Genomic DNA, 26,727 nt, shown 5'->3' with positions numbered 1-26,727 from the left:
TCATACATCTGCAGTATTACTAAGATGACAATTCCGTGTGGGGTTTATTCGTCCCAGAATGGCCAGGCGCTGTCAGCGCGGACCCTTGGCGATCGGCTCCTGATAGGTGAAGCCCATGTCCCAGGGGAAGTAGATCCAGGTGTCCTGGCTGACCTCCGTGACGAAGGTGTCGACCGTCGGCACGCCGAGCGGCTTTGCATAGACGCAGGCAAAATGCGCCTTGGGCAGCATGGCGCGCACTTGCACCGCCGTCTTGCCGGTATCGGTGAGGTCGTCGATGACGAGGATACCTTCGCCGCCATTTTCCTTGAGTTCCGGCGCAATGCCCTTCAGCACCACCATATCCCCCTGGTTCACATAGTCATGATAAGAAGCGACGCAGACCGTTTCGATCAGGCGGATGTCGAGTTCGCGGCAGATGATTGCCGCAGGAACCAGACCGCCGCGGGTGATGCAGACAATGCCCTTGAATTCCTTGTTGAGGCCGGCGATGCGCCAGGCGAGCGCGCGGGCGTCGCGATGGAACTGATCCCAGGAAACGGGAAAGGCTTTATCGGGAAAAGACATCGAACTGCTCCGCGGCATGACATGGAAAACCCACCGGCGACCAAGCGCAATCCGTCAAACGCAAATCGCGCAGGGCCAACCCGCGCGAAACGAAGTTCCGGAGCCGTCACCGGTTGCCGCAATTAGCGGGATTTGCGGGTAAAACGCAAGTCCCGCCGGTGCTTCGTCAACGAGAGAGGAGGGTGAGCGCCGTCATCGACTGCAAGAGAGACTTCGTCGTACCGCCGAAGATCATCTGCCAGAGGCGCGAATGGGTGTAGGCGCCCATTACCAGGAGATCGATGCTGCTGTCGGAGAGGCGGTTTTCGATGACGTTCGAGGCGCTCTTGTGCGTGCCTTCCGCGACGGCAAGCGTCGCCTTTACGCCGTGGCGGGAAAGTGTGGCAGCGATTTCCGCTCCCGCCAGGCCTGCCGTCTGCATCGCCGAATCCACCGGATCGACGGAGAAGACCTCGACTTCGTCGGCAGCCTTCAGGATTGGCATGGCATCGAATGTCGCGCGCGCGGCTTCCTTCGAGCCGTTCCAGGCAATCATTACGCGTTTGATCGCTTTCGGTTGCCGCAAGATATAGGGGATCATCAGGACCGGACGACCGCTTTCGAAAAGAAAGCTGTCGATATCCACCTCACTGTCAGATGGCTTGGAAGGATCCGCTTGCGAGGCGATCAAGAGGTCCGCGCTGCGGGCGCTCTCGATCAGCGGCGCCGAGCCGTAGCCCGCCGAGGTGGCGAAGCTGCGCCATTCGAACGATGCGCCGGACGCTTCGGCTTTCTGACGGAAGATGCGCTCCACTTCCATGGTCTCGGAATGCGCCATGTCCTGCAGCGCCTGAACGGCGACCGGATCGGGAATTTCCATTGGAGCGACCAGCGGCACGGCCGAGATGTTTTCGGCGTGGAGACCGATGACATGGGCGTCGTTTTCGGCGGCAAGCGCAAAGGCAAAATCGGAGACTGCACGGCTGTTGTCGGCCGTATCGAGAATGGCGAGTATGGTCTTGTAAGGCATCTCAATTCTCCTCGGCGGCTGAAAATGGTTTCGTAAGCAGGAAATGCGTTGTTGGTGGAACGGTTCCTTGGTTGCTTGAGGGGCGGTGTGTTGCTGCTCTAAGCTTCGGCGGACCGGTTTTCGTCAATCTCCTTGGTCCTACGAATGTCCTCGATCATGGCGTGAACCTCAGCGCCCGCTGCATGGACAGCCGCCTGCGACCGGCCGCGCACGACGATCTCCGTCGAGAATTTCTGGCCGACATAGCGCGGATAGGAGCCGATGCTGGTGTCCGGGTGCGCCTTCTGGATGGCGGCGAGCAGCATGCCGATATCGCCTTCGGCATAGGGGCAGGCAATCGCCAGCGACAGCACGCGCTGCCCGGTGCGAAGCGTCGGCAGCACATTGTCGACCATGGCCTGGAACACCTGCGGCACGCCCGCCATCACGTAGACATTGCTGATGATGAAACCGGGCGCAGTCGACACCGGATTGGCGATGTGTGCCGCCCCGCGCGGCATGCGCGCCATGCGCTTGCGCGCTTCGGTGAATTCCATCTCGCGGCGCTTGTACATGTCACCGAGCAGTGTCATGGCGGCTGCATCATGGTCGCAGGGAACGCCAAAAGCCTTCGAGACTGCGTCCGCGGTGATATCGTCATGCGTCGGGCCGATGCCGCCCGAGGTGAAGACGTAGTCATACTTGCCGCGAAGGGCGTTCAGAGCATCGACGATCGCATCCTCGTCATCGGCGACGATCCGCACCTCCTTGAGATCGATGCCCGAAAGCTGAAGCATATCCGCCAGATGGCCAATGTTCTTGTCCTTGGTCCGGCCGGACAGAAGCTCATCGCCGATTGCGAGCATGGCGGCGGTGATGACGGTTTCAGTAGTCATGAGAGATATCCGATGATGGGGCTCTGCTATAGGTAGCGCCGTTTTCCCGGCTTGCAAATGGCGGCACCCGGTCGCGGCAGAAGGCGAAATGGAAACGGCAAACGAATTTTCGTCTACATGCATTGAACGCTAAGTTGTGCGCAGTCAGGTAATGCTCACGGAAGCGCCCTGATCGAACTTCGGCCGGTCAACCGTTCAAACCCGTGCCGCAGCGGAGTTCGCCATGGCGGGCGTCGAAGTCACTGTAAAGCGCGTTCCGGACCTAGCTCGCGAAGAGAAAGCTCCGATCGCAACCGTCGCCGAACTTGCCGACTACAATGTGATCATCGTGGCGCGGCTCATCACCTGCTCCGTCGCTTGGCCGCAAGAGGGGGCCTTCGTGCATTTCCTGTTGATTTTAACCGAAGCACCAGTCACGCGGCGCCAAAGCCGGCCACTACCCGTGAAACTGCAGGGCTATGACCAGCAACATGGTCCCTGCAAGCATGCTCCCGAACAAACACGCAGCAGCTGTTTTGTAAAACTTGAGACGCCGCGCCCTTTCTCCACTCCAATCGTAAACCATCGTCTTACTCCCACAAGACAAGCTTACACGCATCGTGGCACTGTAACTCGTGCATCTGCAAAGGCGCCTTCGAGCCCTGCCGCCTTTCAGACGCCCGCATAAAATCATATTTATTGGGATTGATAAAGATGGTGGGGCGAGACCACTAGGCGCATAGTTGTTTCCCCGCGATTGTGCGGCCTGCAATCGCCCTATGTGCCAATGGGACGGGAGATGTTGATGCGCGCTGTTATCGCTTCCCTGCTGGTTCCTCTTGCCCTTCCCGGATGTAACACGGCACCGCCGGAGCCCATCCGCGGCAGCCTCACCTATGGCAGAGTCGTCCACGTTCCCGCGCGAGCGGGCTACACCGTCAAGCACGAGTTTCCGGACAAGTTCGGATATCGGGTCTACGAAAGATACGTGGTTCAGCCGGATGGAACGCTAAAACTTATCTCCCGCCGAACCGGCTCCGACTACTGGCACTTCCCTCGGATGGAATGGTGAGTGAACGGCCCGGCGTCGCAAAAACGTCACGTGACGGCTGCGTGCTGGTGCGGGCGACGGGGATCGAACCCGTAAGGATTGCTCCGAGGGATTTTAAGTCCCTTGCGTCTACCAGTTTCGCCACGCCCGCGCGCGATCCTCAATTAACGACCGGAGCGATTCAGTCAAGAGCACCGGCGGCGGCACCGGTTTGCGGCTTAGGAGCGGGAAGGGCCTCTATCCTCTGCTTCATCTGCCCGCGCCGGTAGGCAGCGCGGCCGGTAAGAAAGCCGAGCATGGCGCCGGCTGCCTTGATGACCGCGTCGTGCAGGCGTGCATGACGTGTCGGCGACAGATATTGCAGGAACTCGATGGCGAGTGCGCCGAAGATCAGCAGCAGTGCGACGAGCTTCCACTGCTTGGGATAGCCGAGCGCGAAAACGAAGCCGGTGACGGCATAGGCAAGCGCGCGGTCGGCGTTGACGCTGGTCATCGTATGCGGCCTGAGGCCGATCGGTGAAATGGTGACGAAAATGATGGCGGCAAGCAGCAGCCAGGCGAGCGGTCGGATAAAACGGGATGTGATCATCCCGTCACGTTAGCAGCATTGCAAAGCGAACGCACGGGGGGAGCTGCAGCAATTCGCCAAGCGCGATGACGGAAGCTTTTCGCAGAGCGAACCGTACGGCGTTAAACGGACTTCTTTTGCCAGCCGACCTGTGCCATAGCGAAGTCTTGAGACAGGAATGGACCGATGACCGTCACAAGACAGGATGTAGATCGCGCGGAAGAGGCGCTGCGCAGCCTCTTTCCGGCAACGCCGCTGCAGCTCAACGACCATCTTTCGGCGCGCTACGGTGCCGAAATCTGGCTGAAGCGGGAGGATCTGTCGCCCGTCCGTTCTTACAAGATCCGCGGCGCCTTTAATTTCCTCCGCAAAGCGATTGCCGAAGGGAACGGCGAGCGCCTCTTCGTCTGCGCATCGGCGGGTAACCATGCGCAGGGCTTTGCATATGTCTGCCGCCATTTCGGCGTTCAGGGCGTGGTCTTCATGCCGGTGACGACGCCTCAGCAGAAGATCGACAAGACGCGCATGTTCGGCGCCGAATTCATCACCATCAAGCTCTACGGCGATTTCTTCGATCAATGCTATCAGGCTGCCCGCGACCATGCGGAGGCGGCCGGAGGCGTCATGGTGCCGCCCTTCGACCATGCGGACATCATCGAGGGGCAGGCAACGGTCGCAGCCGAAATCATGCAGCAGCTGCCGGAGGGTAGGGTGCCGGACATGCTGGTCCTGCCGGTCGGTGGCGGCGGGCTTGCTGCGGGCATCACGGGATATCTCAAGGGCTCGGTCCCGAATTCCGCCTTTGTCTTCACCGAGCCGGCAGGCGCGCCGAGTCTGAAACGCAGCATCGAGGCCGGCGAAGTGGTGACGCTTTCCAAGGTCGACAATTTTGTCGACGGCGCGGCCGTTGCCCGCATCGGCGACCTGAATTTTTCAGCGCTCAAAGGCTTTGCAGCCGAGCAGGTCATGCTGATGCCGGAGAACGCCATCTGCGTTACGATCTCGGAAATGCTCAATGTCGAGGGCGTCGTGCTGGAGCCGGCGGGCGCTTTGTCTTTGACGGCGATCGCGACGATGGATCCGCAGACCATTCAGGGCAAGACGATCGTCGCCGTCGTCTCCGGCGGCAATTTCGACTTCGAACGGCTGCCCGACGTCAAAGAGCGCGCGATGCGGTACGCCGGGCTCAAGAAATACTTCATCCTGCGGCTGCCGCAGCGCCCCGGGGCGCTTCGCGATTTCCTCAATCTTTTGGGGCCTGACGACGACATCGCCCGTTTCGAATACCTGAAGAAGACGGCGCGCAACTTCGGCTCTGTCCTGATCGGCATCGAAACCAAGGCGCCGGAGAACTTCGCCACCTTGATTTCGAATTTCGAAGAGGCCGGCATGGGCTTCGAGGACATCACCGAGAACGACATCCTCGCCAACCTCATCATTTGACTTTGCGGGCGCGAGCGGCTCGTGTTAAAGGCGGAACATGGCTTCGATCTTTTCCAGCATTTTCTCGATGTTTTCCGGTGGCGGCAAATCCGCCGAGGCGAGCGCAGGCCCGAAGGGCGAGCCGCAGCTTTACGCCGATTGCACTATCTACGCTGAGCCGCGCAAGGAAGGCGGCCAGTTCCGCCTGGCAGGCCGCATCGAAAAGACGGTCGGCGGCGAGGTCCTGGTGCGCAATTTCATTCGCGCCGACATGTTCTCCTCTTCGGACGATGCGATCGAATGCACGGTGCGCAAAGCGCACCAGATCATCGATCAGCACGGCCCCTCGCTTTTCGGCGACGGCGCAAAGGAGCGGCAGGTCTAGCCGCTCACTTCCCATCGCCTTCGCTGGGCGGCTTTGCGGCTGCAGCCATACAGGGCGGCCACCGGTTACACTGACGTCATGCGACCGTTTCTTAACCGTATCGCGCTATGAAGGAGCGGTTGGAGAGCGGAAAGCGCGATGGCAATTGTCAATCTCGGTCTCATTGTGGTGGAAGCCGTTGGCTACTTCGCGCTGATGGTGAGCCTGCTGCATTTCCGCCACAGGCTGGGCCTTGGCGTTTTCATGACGGCGCTCGGCGTCATGCATTTCATGGAAACCTATCTCGCCGCCGTATTCTACGTGTCGCTACCTTTCGGCGTCGCCTCGCCCGGATCGTCGGTCTTCTTCGCCGGCAAGCTGATGATGATCCTGATGCTCTACCTGGAGGAGGATGCTTCGACGGTTCGCCAGCCGATCTACGGCCTGTTCCTCGGCAATCTCCTGACCGTCGCGATCGCGTGGGTCCTGCAGCTGCATGAAACCGTCGAGATTTCACCCGGCAACGCCGCCGATTTCAGCTTCCTGAAGGAGATCGGCTGGCTGATGGTCTGGGGTACGGCGCTGCTCTACCTCGATGCGCTCGGTATCATTTTGCTTTACGAACGCCTTGGTCATTGGATGAAGCGCAAGGTGATCCTTCGTTTCATGCTGTGCGGCTTCGCACTTCTGACCTTCGACCAGATCGGCTTCTTCGGCGCCTTGCACTATTTTCTCGACGTACCGCTTGCAGCCTTCTGGGACGGCTGGAGGGCAAAGATGTTCGCGGTCTGCATCTACACCGCGCTCTTTGCCTTCTACCGGCTTTATATTCATCGAAACGGCGTTCCGGCGGCAGCACGCTCCCTAACCGATCTGTTCGGGGACCTGACATTCCGCGAGCGGTACAACGATCTTCTGGAGCGGACGGGCCGGGACATTCTGACGGGCGTCTACGACCGCTCGCGTATGGAGTTCGAAGCACCGGTCATGATGCGGGAAGCCCTGCGGCAAGGGCAGTTCACAACCGTCATCATCATTGATGCCGACCACTTCAAGGACGTTAACGACAACTTCGGCCACCTGCAGGGTGATCAGGTGCTGAAGTCGATCGCCGCCCGGCTGGTGATGATCCTGCGTTCTGCAGACAGGGTGTTCCGCTTTGGAGGCGAAGAATTCGTTGCAATCTGCCCGGGCACGGACCATGAGGAGGGCTTGTTGGTCGCAGAACGGCTCCGATGGACGATCGCGACGAGCGTCAGGACACCAGATGCAAGACCCGTCACCGTCAGCATCGGCGTTGCGACCGCCGACGAAGATGGCGTGAGCTTCATGACCGTACTCTCAACTGCAGATGACCGGCTCTACCAGGCGAAGAAGAATGGCCGGAATTGCGTCTTCGGTCGTACGGGCCTGGTCAAAGTCAGCTGATCTGACGCTTGGTTCCGGAGCCTGCTCGCCCCGACATGCGACGAATGCAATGGGGCCATGAGCGGCAGAACGTTACTTCCGGATTGCGCTCGAAGGGCTGTTCTTTGTCTGCAGTGCTGGCCTGGCAGTGCCTATCGGCCCGTTGCGCCGCCCATTGGAACCTTGCTTCGGCTTAGACACCCGACGGTTCAAGAGAGGAGTCCGGACACGCGCGCCCGGCGGCCCGCCAGCGACTTCCTCATGCTCGCTTCATCAGGCGGACCCAACGGGAAAGTGAAAGCACGGGAGGGGCTTGATTGACACCGCCCAATCAGTGGTGACGAGGGCTGCCAACGCGCTATTCCGCGCGTCATTCAAACCTAGCAACTACAACGTCCGCAATCGGCCGGAAAAGGTATTCCGGACAGGATATCAAGCTCAGACGCGCTGGGTATGGCGCAGGGGAACAAAAAACGGCCGGACAGAGCCGGCCGCTTCGTTAAGCGTTTAGGCGGCGAGAGCGATCTCTTCGGCACGGGCCTTGGCGGCGCCGATCGCCTTTTCCGCAGCTTCCGGACCGAAGGCGAGGCCTTCGACATAGATGGTTTCGATGTCGGTGATGCCGAGGAAGCCCAGAACGGACTTCAGATACGGAACGGCATGGTTCATGCCAGCGGCAGGACCCTGCGAGTAGACGCCGCCAGAGGCGAGCACGACATAGACCTTCTTGCCGGTTGCAAGTCCGACCGGGCCGCTTTCGGTGTACTTGAAGGTGCGGCCGGCGCGCGCGACGTTGTCGATCCAGGTCTTCAGCGACGAATAGATATTGAAGTTGATGAGACCAGTGCCGATGACGATGGTGTCGGCGGCGAGCAACTCGTCGATGAGCGCGTCGGAGGTCTTCACGGCTTCGGCTTCCTGCGCCGTGCGGTCTTCGGCAGGCTTGCGGATTGCGGCGGTAAACAGGTCATCGATGTGCGGAAGGGGGTTGGCGGCGAGGTCGCGGCGGACGATGACGCTGCCCGGCTTCTGGGCCTGAAGCTTGCCGGCAAGATCGGTGGCAATGGTGGTCGAAAGCGATTCAGCGCGCGGGCTGGATGTCAGGAGCAGGATGGACGACATAATAGAATTTCCTCTCGAATTGGGGGTGCTGCGAGCTCGCTTGGGAGGTTCGAGCCGCCTTCACTGGAAAAATAGGACTGGCCGCCTATCGAAAAAACTGGGATAATGTCGATCGAAATCATCGATAGATTGGATGGAAGATGCTTCCCAACCCGACATTGGATCAGTTGCAGGTGTTCCTTACCGTGGCAGAAACCGGCAGCTTCTCCGCCGCTTCGCGCGCGCTCAACCGCGCGCAGTCGGTGATCAGCTACACGATCGCGAACCTCGAGGCACAGCTCGAGATGCCGCTTTTTGAGCGTTCCGGCGCCCGTCAGCCGAAGCTCACGGATGCGGGCAAGGCCATGCTCGAAGATGCGCGCCGCCTGCTGACCGATCTGCAGGTGATGCGCGCCCGCGTCAAAGGGCTGAAGGAAGGATTGGAAGCGGAGGTCTCTGTGGCGATCAGTGTCATGGTGCCATCTCCGGCAACGGTGGACGTGCTGCGGGAATTCCGTGAGCAATTTCCGTCCGTTGCGCTCAGTCTCACGGTCGGCGAGCTTGGCATGGTCATGGAGACCGTCCTGAGCGGCAAGGCGACGATCGGCATCGGCGGAGCCGTTCTGAAGCCGGACGACTCGATGCTGATGGAAAAGATCGGCCATTCCTTCATGATGCCGGTGGCCTCGCGCAATCATCCGTTAGCGCAGATAGGTCGGCCGTTGACGCTTGGCGATGTGCGCGAGGAAGTACAGCTCGTCGTCACCGATGCGTCCGGGCTGACGAAAGGCCGCGATTTCAACGTGCTTTCCTACAAGACCTGGCGTGTCAGCGACATCGCGACCAAGCACGCGTTGATCCGCGGCGGCCTCGGCTGGGGCGGCCTGCCGGCATCGATAATCCGTGACGACCTGATGAGCGGCGCACTCGTTCATCTCGACCTTGAGGCCTATGAGCAAGGCGAGTATCCGATCTATGCCATGCGCCGCCTTGCCAATCCGCCAGGCCCAGCTGCGGCGTGGATGATCGATGCATTCCGCACCAGGCTGTCCCAATGCCCCAACCACGCCGATTTCACGGCGGCGCTGAACGAGATTCGCGGACCGGAATTGCCGCTTGCAGCGGAATAGGCGAGGCGCTGCCGCCTCGCCCGGCTTTCACATCGGCTAGAGGACCAGCCTGAACTTTGCAAATCCGTCCGCGCCTTCGCCGGCATCCTCCAGCTTGACGCTCTTGACGTCTGCCAGGAATCGCTTGGCCTTCGGCCCGCTCTGGAAGACGGCGCTCGTGCCCGCCAGCGGCTTGAAGGTCCAGTTGCCGTCGGCGGACGGATTGATCGTGCCCTGTTCATGAACGAAGCGGACGATCACGTCGCGGTTGGTGTCCGGAGCCTGGAAGACGACCTTGTCGGCTGCGATCTCCGGGAACTTGCCGCCGCCGCCGGCACGGTAGTTGTTAGTGACCACGACGAACTTCTGCGTAAGGTCGATCGGCTTGCCGTCGAACTGCAGATTCTGGATGCGGTTAGAGGTTTCATTGATCGCCTTGCCGTCATTGTCGTATTTGCGCGGCTGCGAAAGGTCGATCTGGTAGGTCACACCGTCGATGACATCGAAGTTGTAGGACGGAAAATCACCGTTGAGCAATTCCGCATCCGTTGCGCCGGGCTTCACCTCGTTGAACATGCCGGCCGACATTTCCAGCCAGTTCTTTACCTGCTCGCCGGTTATGACCACTGCCTGCACGGTGTTCGGATAGAGATAGAGGTCGGCGACGTTCTTGATCGCGACATCGCCCGCCGGAACGTCGGTATAGTAATCCGCGCCGCCGCGGCCGCCTGCCTTGAAAGGAGCAGCGGCAGAAAGGACGGGCAGATCCTTAAATTCGGTGTCAGCCAGCATCTGCTTGATGTACCAGGTCTGCGCCTGGCTGACGATCTGCACGGAGGGATCGTCGGCAACGAGGGCGAAGTATGAATAGAGCGGCGCCGACGTCTTGCCGACCGGGGTGCGGACATAGGCGAGCGTCGCCTCATGCTCGGCCTTTGCGGCTTCGATCACGTCCTTCTTGTCGCCCACGTCGGCGACGACCTTCTTCTTATCGTCGCGGTGATAGATCGGCCGGGCCTCGGCGGTGAAATCGACGATCGCCCAGCTCTTGCCGTTCTTTTCCAGGAGCAGGTCGATGAGGCCGAGATGCGAGCCCCAGAAACCGGCCATGACCGTCGGCTTGCCATGCAACGTGCCTTTTACCGGATCGGCGTTGGCAATCCCGTCCCAACTCTTCGGACCGGGGAAGACAAGGTGCTGATGGCCGGTGAAGATTGCATCGATGCCGTCCACGGCGGCAAGATGCACCGAGGCATTCTCCATTTTTTCGGAGGGGGCGGAGCCGTCGATGCCGGAGTGGGAAAGCGCGATGACGATATCGGCACCTTCCTCCTTCATCGCCGGAACCCAGGCCCTGGCGGCCTCGACGATGTCGCGGGTCTGCGCCTTGCCTTCGAGGTTCTTGATGTCCCAGAGCATGATCTGCGGTGGCACGAAGCCGATGAAGCCGATCTTGACCGGGCTTTCGCTGCCTGCGCCGTCCTTGATCTGTTTTTCGACGATCACGTAGGGCTTGAAGAAGAGATCGTCCTTCTTCGGATCGGAGGCGAGCTGGCCCTTCGTCAGATTGGCGCAGACGAACGGGAAATTCGCGCCGCCAAGCACCTTGAACATGAAATCGAGGCCGTAGTTGAACTCGTGGTTTCCGAGCGTGCCGACAGTATAGCCAAGCGTGTTCATCGCCTTGATGACCGGGTGGACGTCGCCATCCTTCATGCCGTGCTGATAGGCCATGTAATCGCCCATCGGATTGCCCTGCAGCAGGTCACCATTGTCGATCAGGAGCGAGTTTGCCGCTTCGGCGCGGATGTTATCGATGATCGTCGCGGTGCGCGCCAGACCCATCGTGTCGTTCGGCTTGTCGGCATAGTAGTCGTATGGGAAAACGTTGACATGGATGTCGGTGGTTTCCATGAGCCGCAGATGCGCTTGATTGGCAGACGCGCGCGCCGTGAAGGGGTGGAGCAGAACAAGCGCCGAAGTGGCGGCAATGCCGCCAAGCAATGACCGGCGGGTAATCGGGTGCAAATCAAGAATGGAAGACATTGAACAATCCTTCGCAAATGACGCATGGCTCAATCGGCGGCGAGCCTAGGATGATTTGCACCCCAGTGCATCCGGAAAATGACAAACCGGTATTGGATGTTAACGCGTTAACACCGGCTTCACGTCCTTGTGGAAGAAACGGAAGTAGGATGCGACCTGAGCCCTGGCGTTGGAGTTAGGGTCGAACTGGATACCGAGACGCCCATTGTGGCTCCACCGGATTATGCCGTGCAGCGTTCCAAGATCTTCCGCCAGGATTTGTACGCGGCTGCCCGATGCGGCATAAAGCGGCGTTCGAATTTCCACCGCAGCACCCGTTATCGAGAGATTAAGGATGCGAGCGTCTACTTCGTTATTGAGATAGCGAACCTTACCGAAAATGCGGCAATACTTGCGGTCGGCCCTGCGAGTAATGATATTCAGATTACGCATTATGCAGCCCTCAATAGAATACTTGGCGTAGCGTATCGCGAGAATATTGAAAATCCTTTGATAGAAATCGCTAAATTACGAGAGATGGGTTCTACCTGCGCACACCGCCGCCGCGTGCCACCACATGCTCACGCCAGATGGTGAAAATGCCGGCAGCGACGACGATCACTGAGCCGGCGATCGTGTTGAGGCTCAGGGCTTCGTCAAAGATGGCGACGCCGATGATCGAGGCGTAGACGAGCTGCAGATAGGTAAGCGGTTGAACGGCTGCGGCATCGAGCATGTCATAGGCGCGGATCAGGAAATAGTGACTGGAGATGCCGGTTAGGCAAAGAAGCGCCATCCAGCCCCAGTCGCTGGCCGACATCGGGGTCCAGTAGAAAGGACCGATGAGTGTTATCGTTATGCCGCCCGCGACGCCCGTATAAAAGAAGCTCGTCATCGACGAATCGTCGCGGCTGACGAGGCGGGTAGCGATGACGTAGAAGGCAAAGAGGAAGCAGCCCAAGACCGCAAGAAGAAGTTTCGGATCAAAAAAGCCGCTTTCTGGCTTCAAGATCAAAAGGACACCGGCGAGCCCCGCGCAGATTGCCGTCCAGCGGCGCCACCCGACGCGCTCGCCGAGCAGCGGCACTGAAAGCAGGGCGATCAGGATCGGAGTGCCGGCAAAGATCGCCTGGGTGCGCGCAAGTCCGATGATCGCGAAACAGGTGATCGCCAGCACGACCTGCGCGGCAAGCAGCACGCCACGCGTGACCTGAAGCAAGGGCCGGTTCGTACGCACGGTCGCCTTCAGGCCGCCGCGCATTCTCGACGCGAGCAGGATCGTGAAAATTGCAAAGGCCCAGTAGCGGATCATCGTCACGAAAACCGGCGGATAGGTGCTCGCCAGATGCTTCGAGATGCCATCCTGCACGGAAAAGATGGTGATCGCCAGAAGGACGAAGATATAGCCTTGCGTCTTGGATTTCATGCCTTGCCGTAAGGCGGGAGAGGCCCGCATACGATTGAAGCTAGGCCAGGATTCATGCCGCTTTGCAAGGCCTCAAAGCCCCACATTCGGCCTGTCGATGATTTCCCGGAGCGCGAAGCTGGAATTGATCTTGACGACGTGGGGCAGGGCGGAGAGCCAGTCGCGGTGTATGCGCTCGTAGTCTTCCAGGTCGCGCGCGGCGACGCGCAGAATGTAGTCGTACTCGCCCGACATCAGATAGCAGACGAGCACGTTCGGGCAGCGCTTCACTGCCGCCTCGAATTCCGCAAGGGTCTTCGCAAACTGGCCGGAGAGCGAGATGTGGACGATGGCGATCATCTTGTAGTCCAGCGCCTTGTGTGAAAGGCGCGCGTGATAGCCGCCGATGACGCCGCTCTTCTCGAGAATGTCGAGCCGTCTGGAACAGGCGGACGCCGAAAGGCCCACCTTGTTCGCGAGATCGGCATTGGTGATGCGGGCGTTCGCCTGAAGCGCCTTCAGAATCGCACGATCGATGGTATCGAGTTCAGACATTCGAAGAACCTTCGAAAATATGGTTGTTTCCGCAATAATCCTCGAAAAATAGTTCTCAAGCAAATGCTCTTTGCAAGGACATTTCGCGCGTCCGGTGGTTGGATTCGGGTCATCCATAACGCTCCGCCGAAGCGGACATAAAATGAGAGGAACGCTGAATGCGTGTCGGTTGCCCGAAGGAAATCAAGAATCATGAATATCGTGTCGGCCTGACACCTGCTTCGGTTCGTGAATATGTCGCCCATGGCCATGATGTCTGGGTCGAGACAAAGGCAGGCGCCGGCATCGGTGCCGATGACGCCTCCTATATCGCCGCTGGCGCGAGGATAGCCGCCTCGGCCAAGGATATCTTCGAGAAGTGCGACATGGTCGTGAAGGTCAAGGAGCCGCAGCCCTCGGAATGGGTGCAGCTTCGCGACGGCCAGCTTCTCTATACCTATCTCCACCTCGCGCCCGATCCGGAGCAGACCAAGGGCCTGCTCGCATCCGGCGTCACCGCGATCGCCTATGAAACCGTTACCGACGAGCGCGGCGGCCTGCCGCTGCTTGCCCCGATGTCTGAAGTCGCGGGACGCCTGTCGATCCAGGCGGGGGCCACGGCGCTTCAAAAGGCCAATGGCGGCCTCGGCATCCTGCTCGGCGGCGTTCCCGGCGTGCTGCCGGCCAAGGTCGCAATCATCGGCGGCGGCGTTGTTGGCCTGCATGCGGCCAAGATGGCAGCCGGCCTAGGCGCCGATGTCAGTATCCTCGACAAGTCGCTGCCGCGCCTGCGCCAGCTCGACGACATTTTCGGCGGGCGCATCCACACGCGTTATTCCAGCATCCAGGCACTGGAGGAAGAGGTCTTCACCGCCGACCTCGTCATCGGCGCCGTGCTCATTCCTGGTGCGGCCGCGCCAAAGCTCGTCACCCGCGAAATGTTGTCCGGCATGAAGAAGGGCTCAGTCATCGTCGATGTCGCGATCGACCAGGGCGGCTGCTTCGAAACCTCGCATGCGACGACGCATTCCGAGCCCACCTACGAGGTGGAAGGCGTGGTGCACTACTGCGTCGCCAACATGCCGGGTGCGGTTCCCGTCACTTCCGCGCATGCGCTGAACAACGCAACGCTTGTCCATGGCCTGGCGCTTGCAGACCGCGGCCTGCGCGCCATTGCAGAGGACAAGCATCTGCGCAACGGTCTCAACGTCCACAGAGGCCGCATCACCAACAAGCCGGTCGCCGACGCGTTGGGTTATGAAGCCCACGCAGCGGAAAGCTTATTGAACGTAGCGTAATTTGCATCACGCTGCGTTAGATGAAGGCGCTGGGCTCGCAGAAGGCCGGCGCCTTTCGCTTGTCGATCCGGCACTGGAAGCAATTGTTGCGCGCCGAGCGCACATGCACGTATGCGATCTCCGGGCGCTTCAGCAACTCTTCGGCATAACCCGGAATATCGGCGGTGGCGATGACGGCCCCGGTGCCGTAGACAATGCGATTGCTCTCGCCATAGCCGCGCAGGATAAAGTCCCGGCTCGTCGTCAGCACCGGCGGCAGCTCTTCCTCGGCTTCATAACGCTGGCACCGTTTCTTGTGCAGGAAGATCGGGCCGGTCTCGGCATAGGGCTGCAATTCCGGAAACGGGCGGTAGGCGAAAACAAGAAGCAAGTCACCGGCATCGATATTCTTCAGGCAATGACGGCAGGGATGCCCCGGTCCATCGGAAACCATCGTTTCCGGCAGATTGTCATAGGCATCGCGCCCGCCGGTCCAAAGGTGTTCGGCATCGGCGGTCGGCATGGCGGAAAAACGGATGGCTGGCATGGCAAATCTCCTTCGTGATTGCCATGAAATGCGCTTTTCGAACCGGTGAAACCACCCGATTCCTGCCGGCTCAGCTCTTCCTGGCAATCTCCAGCAGTTCCTTGTCGCTGAGCGGCCGGACGATGCCGGTGCCGGTTGAGACAGGAGAGAAGCCGAACATCTGATAGAGCTGCAGGGCGCGCGGATGGTCGAGGTTGTTGGTCGTCGTCGTGACGCGCGTTGGGTTCAGCGTCCAGATCGCGTAGAGCGCCTGCAGCAGGAACCACTTGCCGATGCCGAGGCCGAGCGCGTGCTCGATCAGGCCGAAATGGCAAAGTTCGATCGTATCCTCGTCCTCGCAGAAATACTCGTAGAAGCCGGCAGGCGCGCCGTTAACATAGAGCACGCTGATATTGTTGCGCTTGTCGTGCAGGGTTTCCGTAAGCGCCTCGTCGCTCATCCGCAGCCGGTCCACCCATTGCCAGCGGGCGCCGACCTGGCGGTAGAGATAGCGGTAGAATGGCAGCGGAATGCCCGGCGCACGCATGATCGCCGTCTGGATGTTGACCGGCACCGGTAGGCTTGCCTTGGGCGGCGCCGTCATTTCCAGCCGGGTGATATGCGCTGTGAGCGAGGAGGGGGACTTCGCCATGATGCGTCTCAGACCTTGATGGGGTCGGGCGGGCCAGTCACCACCGGGGTGTCGTCGCGGCTGCCCCACTCGCTCCACGAGCCGTCATAAAGCTTGTTGTCGGTATGGCCGATCGATTCGAGCGCCAGCGTGATGATCGCGGCCGTAATCCCCGAGCCGCAGGAGGTGACGACCGGTTTCGAAAGGTCGATGCCGGCACCCTCGATGGTCTGCTTCAGTTCCGGCAGCGATTTGAAACGGCCCTGATTGGCAAAAACGCCGGAGGGCAGGCTGCGGGCGCCGGGCATATGGCCGGAGCGCATGCCGGCACGCGGCTCCGGCTCAGTGGCGGCGAAACGTCCGGCACTGCGCGCATCGGCGATCTGCAGCGCGCCGCTGGAAACGATGTCTCGCATGGTTTCGAGGGAAACGACACGGCCTGCATCATAATTCGTCTTGAAGGTCGTCGGCTTATAGTTCGGGACATCCGTTTTCAGCGGACGGCCCTCCGCCTTCCAGCCGTCGAGTCCGCCGTCGAGAACGAAGACGTTTTTCGCGCCCATGACCCGGAAGAGCCACCAGACGCGCGGCGAGGCGAACATGCCAATACCATCATAGACGACGATACGGTCCGTCTCGCTGATGCCGAGCTTGCCGGCTTCTTCGGCGAAATAATCCGGCGAGGGGATGGTATGGGGCAGCCCGGTGGAATGATCCGCGATCTTGTCTTGGTCGAAGCGGATCGCGCCAGCAATGTGGCCACTTGCATATTCGGCGTCCGCGTCGCGATTCTGCGCCGGGAGATAGAAGGAGGCGTCCAGCACGCGCAGGTCCGGCTTTCCGAGCTCGCCCTGCAGCCAATCGGCCGAGACGACGAAACGGCTCTTCTCTTCGCTCATTCTGATCTCTCCCTGATTGTCTTAAGCGTCATTGCCGGTCACGCCGAAGCGGATGCGGAAGCGGCGGTTCTCCTTACCCTTCTTCTCGATCTTGGCAATGTGGACCTGGCCGACTTCCTGCGTTTCGGAGACATGTGTGCCGCCGCAGGGCTGGCTGTCAATCGCCGAGTTTTCCCCGATGCAGACGAGACTGAGGCGGCCAAGGCCCATCGGCGGGCGCACGTTCTTCGATTTCACGATGCCGGGGTTCGCAGCCAGCTCCTCGTCGGTGATCCACTGGACATAAACCGGATAGTTCTGGGCAACGAGACCCATCAACTTCGCCGTCACCTCGTCCTTGTCGATCGTCTCGCTCATGTCGAAATCGACGCGGCTCTCGTCCTCGCCAACAGCGGCACCCGTGATCGGATAGGAACAGACAACCGAAAGCAGGTGGCAGGCTGTGTGCATGCGCATCAGCCGGTAGCGGCGTGGCCAGTCGACATGCAGGACGAGCCTTTCGCCGATCACCGGCTGCGGCTGGCCCGGAAACGGGACATGGACGACGATATCCTTGGTCGCCCCGTGCTTCGTCGGACCAAGTTCGATCTTCGAACCGTCAGCGCGCTCGAGAAAGCCGGTATCGCCCGGTTGGCCGCCCGACGCTGCATAAAAGCAGGTCTGATCCAGCTCGATGCCCCCGCCTTCGTGGATGGCGGTGACCACCGCCTCGCATGTCGATAGATAGAAATCGTCACGATAGAGGGCATTGACTGGCATGGATCTCACGCTGCTGGTTCGTAGGGTATCTGTATGTCCTGCGAAGTGGTCAGCCACGTGGGAACGGGCAGGCCCTTTGAGGTCAGGAAATCGGGGTTGAAAAGTTTTGACTGGTAGCGGTTGCCGTAGTCGCAAAGGATCGTCACCACGATGTGACCCGGGCCAAGATCCTTCGCAAGGCGTACCGCGCCGGCAATATTGATTCCCGTCGAACCGCCGAGGCAGAGCCCTTCGTGTTCCACGAGATCGAAGACATAGGGCAGCGCTTCGGCGTCGGAAATCTGATAGGCGAAATCCGGCGTGAAGCCGTCGAGATTGGCCGTGATGCGGCCCTGGCCGATGCCCTCGGTGATCGAGGAGCCGGACGATTTCAATTCACCGTTCTTGTAGAACTCGTAAAGTGCTGCCCCCTCAGGGTCGGCGATGGCGATCTTGACGTCCTTGCGGAACGCCTTGAGGCCGGCCGCGACGCCCGCAAGCGTGCCTCCCGAACCGACGGCGCTGACGAAGCCGTCGACCTTGCCGTCGGTATCTTTCCAGATTTCCGCGGCCGTGGTCTCGATGTGCGCCTGGCGGTTCGCGACATTGTCGAACTGGTTCGCCCAGATAGCGCCGTTCGGATCGGACTTCGCCAGTTGCTCTGCCAGGCGGCCGGAAACCTTCACGTAGTTGTTGGGGTTCTTGTAAGGCACGGCGGGCACTTCGACGAGTTCGGCGCCGAGCAACTTCAGTGCGTCCTTCTTCTCCTGGCTTTGCGTTTCCGGGATGACGATCACGGTGCGGTAACCGAGCGCGTTAGCGACGACGGCCAGCCCGATGCCGGTATTGCCGGCGGTGCCCTCGACAATTACGCCGCCTGGCCTCAGCAGCCCCTTTTTCTCGGCATCGCGAATGATGTAAAGCGCGGCGCGGTCCTTCACCGACTGGCCGGGGTTCAGGAACTCCGCCTTGCCTAGGATGGTGCAACCGGTCGCTTCGGATGCGCCCTTGAGCTTGATGAGCGGAGTGTTGCCGATCGCCTCGATGACGGATGGGTGGAAGGTCATGGAATCTGCCTCTGTGGAACTGGTAGTTTAGGAACGGTCTTTTCCCTTCACAAGGCTGGGTTGGCAAGAAATGCTATTCCATGGCCCCGCCTGCGACGATAAAATTAGACTTCCGCTTTCAAAATCCGGCGTGACTTGCAATTTGCGTCGGGCTGCCCGCTTCAAGCACATCAAAATCCTGTGGCGGGGTGAGCGACCGCCTGATCGGCTGAAATGAGCCACAATAGCATGATAAAGGCATGAATCCGGGAGGCAGCGAGGAACTTCCGGGCCTGGTTTTGTGCTGAATCGGCAGTCTGGAGGAAGTCAATCATGCGTGATTTCGTCGCCCGTCCCGAACATGGCATCACCTGGATTTCCGGCGCGAATTCAGGCATCGGGCGGGCATTGGCGCTGAAACTGGCAGGCGAGGGATACAAAGTCGCCGTCACCGCGGGCAATCATGTAGAGCTGGCCGAACTTCAGACCGAAGCAAGCGGCCTTTCCGGCAGCATTGTCGTTCTCGATGGCGACGTGACCGATCCCGAGGATATGGAGCATGTACTCGCCTCGATCGAATACGAGCACGGCGCGCTCGCCCTGGCGATCTTCAATACCGGCATTTACCAGCCTGTGCATGCCGAGGAATTGAACCGCGCGGATTTCGAGAAAAGCTTCGCCGTCAATCTGTGCGGTGTCGTTAATTGCCTCCTGCCTGCCATCCGGCACATGAAGGCCAAGGGGCAGGGGCAGATTGCCATCGTCTCTTCCGCCGCCGGCTATGGTGGCCTGCCCACGAGCGCGGCCTATGGCGCCACCGAGGCGGCCCTCATCAACATGGCCGAAAGCCTGAAATTCGATCTCGACAAGATGGGCATCCGCATCCAGATCATTTGCCCGGGCTTTGCCGATATGCCGGCGGCGCTCGAGAACAGCTTCCCGATGCCGCCGCTCGTGTCGCCAGCGGAAGCCGCCGAACAGATTGCGGCAGGCCTCAAATCCAATCGCTTCGAAGTCAGTTTTCCGAAGCGCTTCACTTATATACTGAAGCTCCTCCGGCTGATGCCCTACGGCCTCTACTTCCGGCTGGTGAATCGTTCCACCCGCTGGTGGAAGCATCCGCGCCCTTCGTCCGGTCACCATCCGGCGACACCGCATCCTGCGGAGTGACTGGGGAACGAGTCTCAGTGCAGCCTGCGGCCAAAGAATAGGAGGCGGTTCAAAAAGAACAGCTCATTCAGTTGATTAGTTGATACTGACGAAATCCGGCTCCCCGAGCCGGACGAAACCGCGAACTTTGTGTCGTCAATTCCCCTCTATTCTTCTACTGCGCCAGATAGATGCCTCCGATGCGCAAACGAGACCATGATCGGGCCGAGCGGATTCGTCTTACCGGTGGCACGGATCCTTCCTTTAGAGCACACGCTGTCGCCCTTGCCCGGGAGGGTAAGCTTCGGACCAAAGACCTGACCGACACCGCCCTTCAACGCTGTTATCGCTTGCATGTGCGAAGAGGGTTTGTTGATCATGATATCGGGCAGATGCTGAGATAGGTTCCTACCGGTAATCATCACGATCGCCTCTGGACGATGATGCCCCTTCCAATCTGTCCAGCATTTGCAAGAGAACGTCGGCGCAAACCTTTGTCGGCTCGTCATCGGCACACTTGATGTCGATTTTAATGTCTCCATCCTGAATGTGAAAATGCGCGGCCTTTGATGGGGGAGGCGGCGGACGATCACGCATTCGTCCCCTGCTCCAACCAAAACGAGGACGATCCTCATTTGAGGGAGCTGCTTGCTGACCGGGCGGAGTGGGTTCAGGCGCCGCTGTTGCGCTGTCTGGCGACCGCGGGGTGTCGGTGGCCTGCTGGGCGAAGCTTGCGCCGGCAGTCAATGCCAAGGTAACGGCTGCAATGGAAAGGATGGGTTTCATGACTGATCCTCGGATTTCGCACGTGAAGGAACGCGTCGCACCGAGGTTGGTTGCAACGATACTTTTAAGGCGTAAACGACGAACGCCGACAAAGATGTTCTGGCAGGCCGTCGGCACGAATGCGGCCGCCCGCATGAGATGGTGCTGGCTGGGGTGCGGTTAGCGGCCGCGCTCCGATTTATTCGTTGAGCGCGGCTTTTTAATTGAACACCAAAGGCCGGTGCGCCCACAGCAGCAGTGCGCCGGCCGGTTGACTCTGCTAAGCGCAAGTCGCCGCACACGCAACGTTCATCGGTGGTTCAGGCGCGATGGTTCAATGTAGATAGCGAGGAGGAGTTCATGATGAAAAAACTCTTATCCGCCCTCGCAGCTGTAGTCTTGGCTGCCTCTTTCGCCCTACCGCTAAACGCTGCGCCGATCTACGTGCCGAAAGCAGAACAGGTGCAGACCGGCGATGTCGTGCAGGTCAAAAAACGGCACCACGGTCATTGGCGTTCGGATCGCTATTGGAACCGGCGGTACGCCTACCGTTCCTGCCGTTACTACGGCAACTGCTACTCTCGCCCATATGGATACCGCAGTTATCCGAGGTACTATGGCTATTATCCGAGGTACTATGGCTATCCTCGGTACTACGGCGGCTATCCTGACTATTACCGCTACCACCGGCGGTCGGGAGTGACCCTCTATTTTGATTTCTAGTCGGTAGCGCTCGCACGTCAGGGAAAAAGCGACGATCTAAAACGGTTACCCTCAGCCCAGCCCGTCGGTGTCACCAGCCGGCGGGTTTTCTGCCGTTTGAGCAAATCATCCTTTGTGCGAGTCGTCAGCCCGTGCCGGAGGACGGTGACAAGCATACTAGTTTCGGATTGCTGGACGGCGGCCCGTCGCCGGAAGACTTACGAAACGGTCGTCTCGATCCACTCTGCACCAGGAACCTTCCCGAACGCCGCGAGGGTGCCGGCGGTCGTCGCCGCTAGTAATCCGATAATCGCCTTAGCGACAAATTTTCTCCCTTCGCTGGCGACTTCTTTCGCCAAGGCCGACTTCGCTATCAGCGACCAGAAATTTTGAAGCGTGCTTGTCAGTGCGAGCACGTCTCTCTTGTCTGCCTTCTTGTTTCGCCCATCCCACCACGATATCCAGAGCTTCACTAACCTCGCGTGTAGCGTCGCTCCTCGTTTTCAGGCTGCGTGACAGGGCAATCGTGCTTTGCGAAAGAGCGGAGATGGAATCGCGATCGAGGTCGACGGCGTTTTCGCAGAACATCCTCCAGTAATTGCGCTATTGCCACGAAGATCATTTCCACGTGCGAAAGCAAGAGCTCGAACAGAGTTGAGGAAAGCTCCTCGACATCGCCGCGCAGGACGCGACCGCAAGTCTGATTGAACATTCCGATTTGGATTATGCTGGAACGAGCCTCTAGCTTGCCTTGGAGCATCCTGAAGGCGTCCCGAAGCCTCAGAGAGCAGATAGACTGTGAGAGTTGCTCACCGACGTAGACGCTTTGCTCGACCGCGGCATCGAGCGCTGCAGCGGCAATGTCTCGTTCTCGCTCCGTAGCTCGTAGCGGCTGGTCGACGACGACGATACGGTCACCTTCAAAGCCAAATTGAAAAGCGGCCAGCTTTGGCCCAGCAACGCATCGAGAACATCGTCCGCCCCAGTTGGTTCAAGCCGATTTTGATTCCGGCACTAAGGTTCACGAAGCCGATTGAATTGAGTCGTGAAAGATCGAACGAAGAGGTTCGCTAATCGGTGCTGAATGGCCGAAGGCATGGAGACGATCCCCGGCGACCTCTCGAAGACGATCGATGTGATGTTCTAGACTGGCAATATCCGCCGCGCGCAGCGCGTCGACTTTGTTCAGACGTCTTCGAACTTCTGCCCGCAGGTTGAACAACTGCTGCACCACGCTGTTAGCCGGCCCAGCTTTGCCGTCGACTTGAGTGATAGCATTTTCCGCCCGAGCCAGCCGGACATCCATCTCTTGCAACAGATTGCGGAGTTTTATCCGGCTTCATCTATATCCCGTCGCCGAGCACGCTCGCAGAATATCTGGTGGGGCAGATGGCCGCGCTAGCAGTTCCCGGCAAAGGAGACTGATCCACAGGCAAACAAAAGTGGGAAGTAGGGAAGAAAGCGCCTGTTTCGGAAAAATCTACGAAAACAGGCGCCTATCCTTAAATCTGGCTCCCCGGGCCGGATTCGAACCGGCGACCTGTCGATTAACAGTCGAATGCTCTACCGCTGAGCTACCAGGGATCACCGCTTGGCGCGGCGTGAGTGGGCTAATACAAATGCTTGTTCGATTTGCCAAGCAGTTTTTTCAAAAAAATGACATCCGCTTGCATTTGCGGCGTTTGTTCCCATCTCCTGTGCATGACTAACGGGAAAGACAATAGCAGAAATCCGCGCGAAAAGCGCTTCGGCATCGATCATACAACGGGAAAGCTCGTTCTCGGTTCCCTGCACATCCCTCTACCGCGCTCGCGGATTGCCCGCGTGTTCATAGGCGTCCTGCTGATCTTCTGCGGTATCCTGGGCTTTCTGCCTGTTCTCGGCTTCTGGATGATACCGCTCGGCTTCATCGTTCTCTCGCACGACCTGCCGTTCGCCCGCAGATGGCGCCGCCGATTCTCCATCTGGTGGCACCGACGGAACACGTCCACAGGCTGATCGAGCAGCCAAGGAAAAGAGCGTGTGAAGAACGGTGGCCCCGTGGTGGAGTGGTGACGCAGAGGACTGCAAATCCACAGCAAATCCAATGACCGTTCTGAATAAGAGCCGTCATATCAGGCCCCATTCTCTTTTTTACTGCCTTTGATTTCATTCATAATTTTCGGCTGTTCAGAATGGCCGAAACGCTTCTTCGTGGCTTCCAGGACGTGCTTTTCCGTCTCTTTCGCATAGCCACGGTAGACCGCCGCAGTCTTGTGCTTTGAGAGCGCTCGACCCTGTCCCTCGGTAAGGCTGCTCTCCTCCAATTCTGTCATGCCGCCGTGTCGGCACATGTCCAGGCTGAATGCCTTCGCGCTGAGCTTTCCTTCGTCGCGCAACAAATCCGCCCTCTCGCGGACCTTGTGGGCGAGGAATGTACCATCCCCGAATAGCTGGCCATTCTTCTTACAGACGATTGATGTGCCGTATCTCGGCGTCTTGAGCAAAATGTCTTCGGCGTCGGCATAGAGCCTCACCAGTTCCCCGTCTTTCTCGTCGACATATTCGAGCGGGTGAAGCACCAGCTCATCCGTTTTCCTGTGCTTCAGGCGAATCTTGTCCGGATGAGCGGAGGCGGGGTAGCCGGTCCATGGGGCATAGCCGGCGCCGATCGAGGACGGGCGCATGAGCCATTCGAAGGCCAGCACCGCGGCTGCCGCCAATTCCCCACGCCCTTTCTCGATAGCGCCATTGGCGAAGGAATAGACAGCCTCGCGATCCACATGGCCCTTGGTGTTTTTCTTCCGTAGCTTAAGCGTGACGCCGTCCCATGGGTTCGGCGTATCCTGCCGAAACAGTTCCGGGTGATGAGGCTTCATGCTTCCAGATGACCTTGCAATAGGTGACGACCTTCTCGCCCATGCGAGTGCCGCCGAACTCTTCGTAGGTCTTCTCTGCCGTGCTGACGCCGATCTGGCCTATCTTTGCATCACCCACGCGGATATCACCTCGGAGGCCTTACAACACACGGCGGCTTCCGGGGTGATGACAACAGTCACCTATGTCTAAGGGCACCGAACGAGCGATCATTTCGCAGGGTCGGCTTTAACATCAGAGTCAAATGTGGCTGAGCCCCAGTCGGCGATAAAATACTTCTCGACCGTAAGCTCACCCTTCTCAGCTCTGGCGGCCTTTGCTGCGGCGTTGAATGCTGCTTGTGCCGCGTCGCGATCTTGGAAGTCGCCGATCAGGGTGGTGTTGGGTAGCTTATACCATTTCTTCGCGGTAAGCGCCCATACCCAAGTCGACCATCCAATTTTCTCCGCTTGAGCGATAAACGCGGCGTGCGGATCTCGATAGGTGTCGGCGATATCGTAAACTGCAATGTAGCGTGCCATAGCCGTTCCTTTGCTGGTTGCATGAGCAATTGATAATGAACACCCATGAGTCGCAAGTGCAGTTCAACAACATGAACGGCTTTGCACGCGGTTTACCGATTATTCGACTTATTCACAGGTTGAGAGACGACGATCGAAAATATTCTGATGCTGGCGCTGATGTTGCTCGGCGCCCATTTGGCTGTGCGATTCTATCCGACGCCAAACAATCAGGCCCGCTGCGCGTTTATCATCTGATCGCACACTCCGGCATTCAAGGCACCGGCGTGACAGTGGTCACCGGGAGCGTCTGGCTAGGTCTGATCGAATGGACGGCGCACGCGATAATCGACGAGGCGAAGGTGAGCGGCAAGACGACGTTCGCCCAGAACCAAGCCCTCCACATCGTCTGCAAGATCGTCTGGCTCGCCTACCTCGTCCTGTCCGCAACGCTGCTGCATGGACCGTCTATCTCGCTCTGGTGGCGATGATGTTCGCACTGTCATCTATCGCGGCATGGTGGCCGAGATGAGCGGGATGGTCGAGCGCGGCACGCTGCTGGTGATGTGCATCGTGGTGGCAGTCACGCTCCTGTGCTGGATATTGTAGAAAATTCGTGTCGCGAAATGCGATGGCCGCAGCGTGGCGTGGTCGACAAGATCATTGGACAGTCGAGAAATTCGGAGCCTCGTCGCCTTCACCGTGAGCAAGAAACGGCACCAGCGCCGATAGCAAACCTTCTGCAGTATCGCGGTCGATCCTCACTTCCACGACCTCGTCGGTCTCAGTCATGAGCTCAAGCTTCCCGATCAGCGGGTCTTTCGACATCACGACGATATCGTCGCCCTGGTATTCGGCAGAGATCGTTGTTCTTTCGTCGTCTTCCATGACGGTCCTCTCAAGATTAACCCGTGCCCGTCCTGAAAAGCGCACGGCATGAGAAGTTCGCCCAGGGAGTTGGCGAAAGGCAAGACGGCCTGCGAGTCAACCCTCACGCTCGAAGAGGCGACAGAAGAATGACGCAAAATACGATGAACATGGCAATTAGGCTAATGTAGGGAACCCAAGGAACCAAGCGCTTCGGCTCGCTATACTTGCGAGATCGACGGGGTGGACCGTATAGGCCTCCCCCCTGGGCCGCCGCTCTAGGTTGTCAACAAATGTCAACATCAGCCGCCGTGTTGACGAAATCAAGAACAAGGTGGCCGAGAAAGCCGAATGGACGGCTGCTGACAGGCTTCTCGCCCTCAAAAGCATATTCGATGCATCCGCTAAGGATGATCGCCGTACGGCCATCGCTGCCGAAAATATATCGTCTGGGTGAAGCCGGCGCTGGTTGCCGAGGTCGAATATCGAGCCTGGACTCATGACGGCAAGCTGCGGCAGTCATCATACAAGGGGCTGCGTGAGCCCGACGAGAATGCGGAGATTTATCAGATAGAGTGAAACAATTGGCAGGAACCTGTTCCTCTCGCCGAGGTTTGGTGGATCAGAACCGAAGCTCAAAATGGAGGATCAACCAATGCTTCTGAAACTCATTACAGTCTTTGCACTTTCGATCGGCCTTGCAACTTCGGCAATGGCTCAGGCCAGCGGCTCGGGTGGGACTGGCGGTTCTGGTGGAACTAGTGGTTCTGGCCAATCCGGCGACACTTCAGGTTCGGGTACCGGATCTGGCACTTCAACCTCCGGGCCAAGCTCGTCCGACAAAGACAAGGATTCCCAAGGCAAGCAAGAGTCGTCCGACTGCGCACCGGGTCAAGTTAAAAATGCCGCCGGCATCTGCCAGTAAAAATCTCGCTGTCCGTTAAAGAAAAACCCCGCGGTCAACTCTGCGGGGTCCGAGAACATTCGGAAAACGGTTACTCAGAATGAAAAAAGGACCGTATTCAGAATGAACCCCCTTGCGCTTCTCCTAGGATCATTCTAAATCCGCGCCACCACAGCATAAAACGCTTAACGATGGCCTCGTGGCGGAGTGGTGACGCAGAGGACTGCAAATCCTTGTACCCCGGTTCAATTCCGGGCGAGGCCTCCAATCAACTTTTAAGTCACCTGTAAGTGCTTGATTTTGCTGCAGCTTTTTTCGGTGTCAATCTTGACTTGAACCGTTCCGCCATACCAAAACGAGGCGTTGAAATGCGTTCCACCGTCCTTCAGCGGCGGCAGCTTTGAACCGATTCTATCCGAGTTAATTTTTTCCACAGTCTGCCTACGTGCGC

At 59.1% G+C, this 26,727-nt stretch carries 34 protein-coding genes, 3 tRNA genes and 1 pseudogene; 14 read left to right on the top strand and 24 right to left on the bottom strand.

Features of this window, described 5'->3' with window-relative positions; genetic code table 11:
* Window positions 1-72: 72 nt before the first annotated feature.
* The 3 genes from gpt to BLP23_RS24475 all read right to left on the bottom strand — a co-directional run bounded on the left by gpt (window position 73) and on the right by BLP23_RS24475 (window position 2,451).
* Window positions 73-567, bottom strand: coding sequence for a xanthine phosphoribosyltransferase (gpt, locus tag BLP23_RS24485; protein WP_074061031.1), 495 nt, complete (start codon window positions 565-567; stop codon window positions 73-75).
* A 166-nt stretch (window positions 568-733) separates the two neighbouring features.
* Window positions 734-1,576 carry a universal stress protein gene (locus BLP23_RS24480; protein WP_092587324.1) on the bottom strand — a complete coding sequence of 281 codons (843 nt, stop codon included), beginning with the start codon at window positions 1,574-1,576 and terminating at the stop codon, window positions 734-736.
* A gap of 98 nt (window positions 1,577-1,674) precedes the next feature.
* On the bottom strand, window positions 1,675-2,451 hold the full coding sequence (locus BLP23_RS24475) for a competence/damage-inducible protein A (RefSeq protein WP_092587323.1): 777 nt from the start codon (window positions 2,449-2,451) through the stop codon (window positions 1,675-1,677).
* Between the two features lie 223 nt (window positions 2,452-2,674).
* Between BLP23_RS24475 and BLP23_RS35150 the strand changes: the two genes are divergently transcribed.
* Window positions 2,675-3,118: a hypothetical protein gene (locus BLP23_RS35150; protein ID WP_208603194.1), complete on the top strand. Its 444-nt coding sequence runs from the start codon at window positions 2,675-2,677 to the stop codon at window positions 3,116-3,118.
* A gap of 117 nt (window positions 3,119-3,235) precedes the next feature.
* Entirely contained in the window at window positions 3,236-3,502 is a 267-nt protein-coding gene (locus BLP23_RS24470; protein WP_092587322.1) for a hypothetical protein, read from the top strand.
* A 45-nt stretch (window positions 3,503-3,547) separates the two neighbouring features.
* Here the strand turns inward: BLP23_RS24470 and BLP23_RS24465 are convergent.
* Window positions 3,548-3,632, bottom strand: a tRNA-Leu gene (locus BLP23_RS24465).
* A 30-nt stretch (window positions 3,633-3,662) separates the two neighbouring features.
* Window positions 3,663-4,070, bottom strand: a complete 408-nt coding sequence (locus tag BLP23_RS24460) for a VanZ family protein (RefSeq protein ID WP_092587321.1) — start codon at window positions 4,068-4,070, stop codon at window positions 3,663-3,665.
* A gap of 165 nt (window positions 4,071-4,235) precedes the next feature.
* Between BLP23_RS24460 and ilvA the strand changes: the two genes are divergently transcribed.
* From ilvA to BLP23_RS24445, 3 genes are all read left to right on the top strand, one after another.
* A complete protein-coding gene (gene ilvA / locus BLP23_RS24455) occupies window positions 4,236-5,492 on the top strand; it encodes a threonine ammonia-lyase (RefSeq protein WP_092587320.1) in 1,257 nt (418 codons plus the stop codon).
* 37 nt (window positions 5,493-5,529) lie between these two features.
* Window positions 5,530-5,856 carry an HlyU family transcriptional regulator gene (locus BLP23_RS24450; RefSeq protein WP_022718328.1) on the top strand — a complete coding sequence of 109 codons (327 nt, stop codon included), beginning with the start codon at window positions 5,530-5,532 and terminating at the stop codon, window positions 5,854-5,856.
* A gap of 138 nt (window positions 5,857-5,994) precedes the next feature.
* Entirely contained in the window at window positions 5,995-7,263 is a 1,269-nt protein-coding gene (locus tag BLP23_RS24445) for a GGDEF domain-containing protein (RefSeq protein WP_092587319.1), read from the top strand.
* A gap of 486 nt (window positions 7,264-7,749) precedes the next feature.
* On the opposite strand, the gene BLP23_RS24440 is transcribed toward BLP23_RS24445, so the two are convergent.
* On the bottom strand, window positions 7,750-8,364 hold the full coding sequence (locus BLP23_RS24440; protein ID WP_092587318.1) for an FMN-dependent NADH-azoreductase: 615 nt from the start codon (window positions 8,362-8,364) through the stop codon (window positions 7,750-7,752).
* Between the two features lie 140 nt (window positions 8,365-8,504).
* Here BLP23_RS24440 and BLP23_RS24435 point away from each other — a divergent pair, with 140 nt between their 5' ends.
* On the top strand, window positions 8,505-9,473 hold the full coding sequence (locus tag BLP23_RS24435; RefSeq protein WP_092587317.1) for a LysR family transcriptional regulator: 969 nt from the start codon (window positions 8,505-8,507) through the stop codon (window positions 9,471-9,473).
* A gap of 36 nt (window positions 9,474-9,509) precedes the next feature.
* Here the strand turns inward: BLP23_RS24435 and BLP23_RS24430 are convergent, their stop codons facing one another.
* The 4 genes from BLP23_RS24430 to BLP23_RS24415 form a co-directional block, all read right to left on the bottom strand.
* A complete protein-coding gene (locus tag BLP23_RS24430; RefSeq protein WP_092587316.1) occupies window positions 9,510-11,498 on the bottom strand; it encodes a bifunctional 2',3'-cyclic-nucleotide 2'-phosphodiesterase/3'-nucleotidase in 1,989 nt (662 codons plus the stop codon).
* A 99-nt stretch (window positions 11,499-11,597) separates the two neighbouring features.
* Window positions 11,598-11,930: a PilZ domain-containing protein gene (locus BLP23_RS24425; protein ID WP_233426790.1), complete on the bottom strand. Its 333-nt coding sequence runs from the start codon at window positions 11,928-11,930 to the stop codon at window positions 11,598-11,600.
* A gap of 91 nt (window positions 11,931-12,021) precedes the next feature.
* The gene (locus BLP23_RS24420; RefSeq protein WP_092587314.1) at window positions 12,022-12,903 is read right to left on the bottom strand and encodes a DMT family transporter; all 882 of its coding nucleotides are present in this window, start codon (window positions 12,901-12,903) and stop codon (window positions 12,022-12,024) included.
* A 72-nt stretch (window positions 12,904-12,975) separates the two neighbouring features.
* A complete protein-coding gene (locus tag BLP23_RS24415; protein ID WP_022718321.1) occupies window positions 12,976-13,437 on the bottom strand; it encodes an Lrp/AsnC family transcriptional regulator in 462 nt (153 codons plus the stop codon).
* 158 nt (window positions 13,438-13,595) lie between these two features.
* On the opposite strand from BLP23_RS24415, the gene ald reads away from it, so the two are divergent.
* Window positions 13,596-14,714 carry an alanine dehydrogenase gene (gene ald, locus BLP23_RS24410; RefSeq protein WP_022718320.1) on the top strand — a complete coding sequence of 373 codons (1,119 nt, stop codon included), beginning with the start codon at window positions 13,596-13,598 and terminating at the stop codon, window positions 14,712-14,714.
* Between the two features lie 16 nt (window positions 14,715-14,730).
* Here ald and BLP23_RS24405 read toward each other — a convergent pair whose 3' ends face one another.
* The 5 genes from BLP23_RS24405 to BLP23_RS24385 all read right to left on the bottom strand — a co-directional run bounded on the left by BLP23_RS24405 (window position 14,731) and on the right by BLP23_RS24385 (window position 18,554).
* Window positions 14,731-15,240 carry a DUF1203 domain-containing protein gene (locus BLP23_RS24405; RefSeq protein ID WP_092587313.1) on the bottom strand — a complete coding sequence of 170 codons (510 nt, stop codon included), beginning with the start codon at window positions 15,238-15,240 and terminating at the stop codon, window positions 14,731-14,733.
* Between the two features lie 70 nt (window positions 15,241-15,310).
* The gene (locus BLP23_RS24400; protein ID WP_039844683.1) at window positions 15,311-15,871 is read right to left on the bottom strand and encodes a GNAT family N-acetyltransferase; all 561 of its coding nucleotides are present in this window, start codon (window positions 15,869-15,871) and stop codon (window positions 15,311-15,313) included.
* An 8-nt stretch (window positions 15,872-15,879) separates the two neighbouring features.
* Window positions 15,880-16,749 (bottom strand): 3-mercaptopyruvate sulfurtransferase, encoded by an 870-nt coding sequence (sseA, locus tag BLP23_RS24395; RefSeq protein ID WP_092587312.1) that lies wholly within the window; start codon window positions 16,747-16,749, stop codon window positions 15,880-15,882.
* Window positions 16,750-16,770: 21 nt separating this feature from the next.
* The gene (locus BLP23_RS24390; RefSeq protein ID WP_092587311.1) at window positions 16,771-17,508 is read right to left on the bottom strand and encodes an alanyl-tRNA editing protein; all 738 of its coding nucleotides are present in this window, start codon (window positions 17,506-17,508) and stop codon (window positions 16,771-16,773) included.
* A 5-nt stretch (window positions 17,509-17,513) separates the two neighbouring features.
* Complete coding sequence (locus BLP23_RS24385) at window positions 17,514-18,554, bottom strand: cysteine synthase A (protein ID WP_092587310.1); 1,041 nt, start codon at window positions 18,552-18,554, stop codon at window positions 17,514-17,516.
* Between the two features lie 312 nt (window positions 18,555-18,866).
* Here BLP23_RS24385 and BLP23_RS24380 point away from each other — a divergent pair, with 312 nt between their 5' ends.
* On the top strand, window positions 18,867-19,703 hold the full coding sequence (locus BLP23_RS24380; RefSeq protein WP_092587309.1) for an SDR family NAD(P)-dependent oxidoreductase: 837 nt from the start codon (window positions 18,867-18,869) through the stop codon (window positions 19,701-19,703).
* A gap of 387 nt (window positions 19,704-20,090) precedes the next feature.
* On the opposite strand, the gene BLP23_RS24370 is transcribed toward BLP23_RS24380, so the two are convergent.
* Window positions 20,091-20,468 carry a hypothetical protein gene (locus BLP23_RS24370; RefSeq protein WP_092587308.1) on the bottom strand — a complete coding sequence of 126 codons (378 nt, stop codon included), beginning with the start codon at window positions 20,466-20,468 and terminating at the stop codon, window positions 20,091-20,093.
* Between the two features lie 342 nt (window positions 20,469-20,810).
* On the opposite strand from BLP23_RS24370, the gene BLP23_RS24365 reads away from it, so the two are divergent.
* The gene (locus BLP23_RS24365; RefSeq protein WP_167363967.1) at window positions 20,811-21,170 is read left to right on the top strand and encodes a hypothetical protein; all 360 of its coding nucleotides are present in this window, start codon (window positions 20,811-20,813) and stop codon (window positions 21,168-21,170) included.
* Window positions 21,171-21,367: 197 nt separating this feature from the next.
* Here BLP23_RS24365 and BLP23_RS24360 read toward each other — a convergent pair whose 3' ends face one another.
* The 4 genes from BLP23_RS24360 to BLP23_RS33835 form a co-directional block, all read right to left on the bottom strand.
* Window positions 21,368-21,565, bottom strand: a complete 198-nt coding sequence (locus tag BLP23_RS24360) for a hypothetical protein (protein ID WP_139187103.1) — start codon at window positions 21,563-21,565, stop codon at window positions 21,368-21,370.
* A gap of 605 nt (window positions 21,566-22,170) precedes the next feature.
* Window positions 22,171-22,455 carry a hypothetical protein gene (locus BLP23_RS24350; RefSeq protein ID WP_092587304.1) on the bottom strand — a complete coding sequence of 95 codons (285 nt, stop codon included), beginning with the start codon at window positions 22,453-22,455 and terminating at the stop codon, window positions 22,171-22,173.
* A 203-nt stretch (window positions 22,456-22,658) separates the two neighbouring features.
* Window positions 22,659-22,733 (bottom strand) — tRNA-Asn (locus tag BLP23_RS24345).
* Window positions 22,734-22,910, bottom strand: coding sequence for a hypothetical protein (locus BLP23_RS33835; RefSeq protein ID WP_167363952.1), 177 nt, complete (start codon window positions 22,908-22,910; stop codon window positions 22,734-22,736). It abuts the tRNA gene before it with no gap.
* On the opposite strand from BLP23_RS33835, the gene BLP23_RS24340 reads away from it, so the two are divergent.
* Window positions 22,851-23,147, top strand: a complete 297-nt coding sequence (locus BLP23_RS24340; protein WP_092587303.1) for a hypothetical protein — start codon at window positions 22,851-22,853, stop codon at window positions 23,145-23,147. The two genes, BLP23_RS33835 and BLP23_RS24340, sit on opposite strands and share 60 nt — an antisense overlap.
* 116 nt (window positions 23,148-23,263) lie before the next feature.
* Here the strand turns inward: BLP23_RS24340 and BLP23_RS24335 are convergent, their stop codons facing one another.
* From BLP23_RS24335 to BLP23_RS24325, 3 genes are all read right to left on the bottom strand, one after another.
* On the bottom strand, window positions 23,264-23,851 hold the full coding sequence (locus tag BLP23_RS24335; RefSeq protein WP_139187102.1) for a hypothetical protein: 588 nt from the start codon (window positions 23,849-23,851) through the stop codon (window positions 23,264-23,266).
* A gap of 88 nt (window positions 23,852-23,939) precedes the next feature.
* Entirely contained in the window at window positions 23,940-24,125 is a 186-nt protein-coding gene (locus BLP23_RS33320) for a hypothetical protein (RefSeq protein WP_139187101.1), read from the bottom strand.
* Between the two features lie 89 nt (window positions 24,126-24,214).
* The gene (locus tag BLP23_RS24325) at window positions 24,215-24,526 is read right to left on the bottom strand and encodes a hypothetical protein (RefSeq protein WP_092587300.1); all 312 of its coding nucleotides are present in this window, start codon (window positions 24,524-24,526) and stop codon (window positions 24,215-24,217) included.
* 35 nt (window positions 24,527-24,561) lie between these two features.
* On the opposite strand from BLP23_RS24325, the gene BLP23_RS34705 reads away from it, so the two are divergent.
* On the top strand, window positions 24,562-24,996 hold the full coding sequence (locus BLP23_RS34705) for a hypothetical protein (protein ID WP_233426789.1): 435 nt from the start codon (window positions 24,562-24,564) through the stop codon (window positions 24,994-24,996).
* Window positions 24,965-25,114: a hypothetical protein gene (locus tag BLP23_RS33830; RefSeq protein WP_167363966.1), complete on the top strand. Its 150-nt coding sequence runs from the start codon at window positions 24,965-24,967 to the stop codon at window positions 25,112-25,114. Before BLP23_RS34705 ends, BLP23_RS33830 begins: the two co-directional genes overlap by 32 nt.
* A 51-nt stretch (window positions 25,115-25,165) precedes the next feature.
* Here BLP23_RS33830 and BLP23_RS24315 read toward each other — a convergent pair whose 3' ends face one another.
* Window positions 25,166-25,393, bottom strand: coding sequence for a hypothetical protein (locus BLP23_RS24315; RefSeq protein ID WP_092587299.1), 228 nt, complete (start codon window positions 25,391-25,393; stop codon window positions 25,166-25,168).
* Between the two features lie 414 nt (window positions 25,394-25,807).
* Here BLP23_RS24315 and BLP23_RS24310 point away from each other — a divergent pair.
* Window positions 25,808-25,951 (top strand): annotated as a pseudogene (locus tag BLP23_RS24310) (ATP dependent DNA ligase); the annotation flags it as partial.
* Window positions 25,952-26,469: 518 nt separating this feature from the next.
* Window positions 26,470-26,543 (top strand) — tRNA-Cys (locus BLP23_RS24305).
* Window positions 26,544-26,727 lie beyond the last annotated feature (184 nt).

Source organism: Rhizobium mongolense subsp. loessense, from assembly GCF_900099775.1.
GTDB lineage: Bacteria > Pseudomonadota > Alphaproteobacteria > Rhizobiales > Rhizobiaceae > Rhizobium > Rhizobium loessense.
This window is presented reverse-complemented; position numbering and strand designations above follow the sequence as displayed.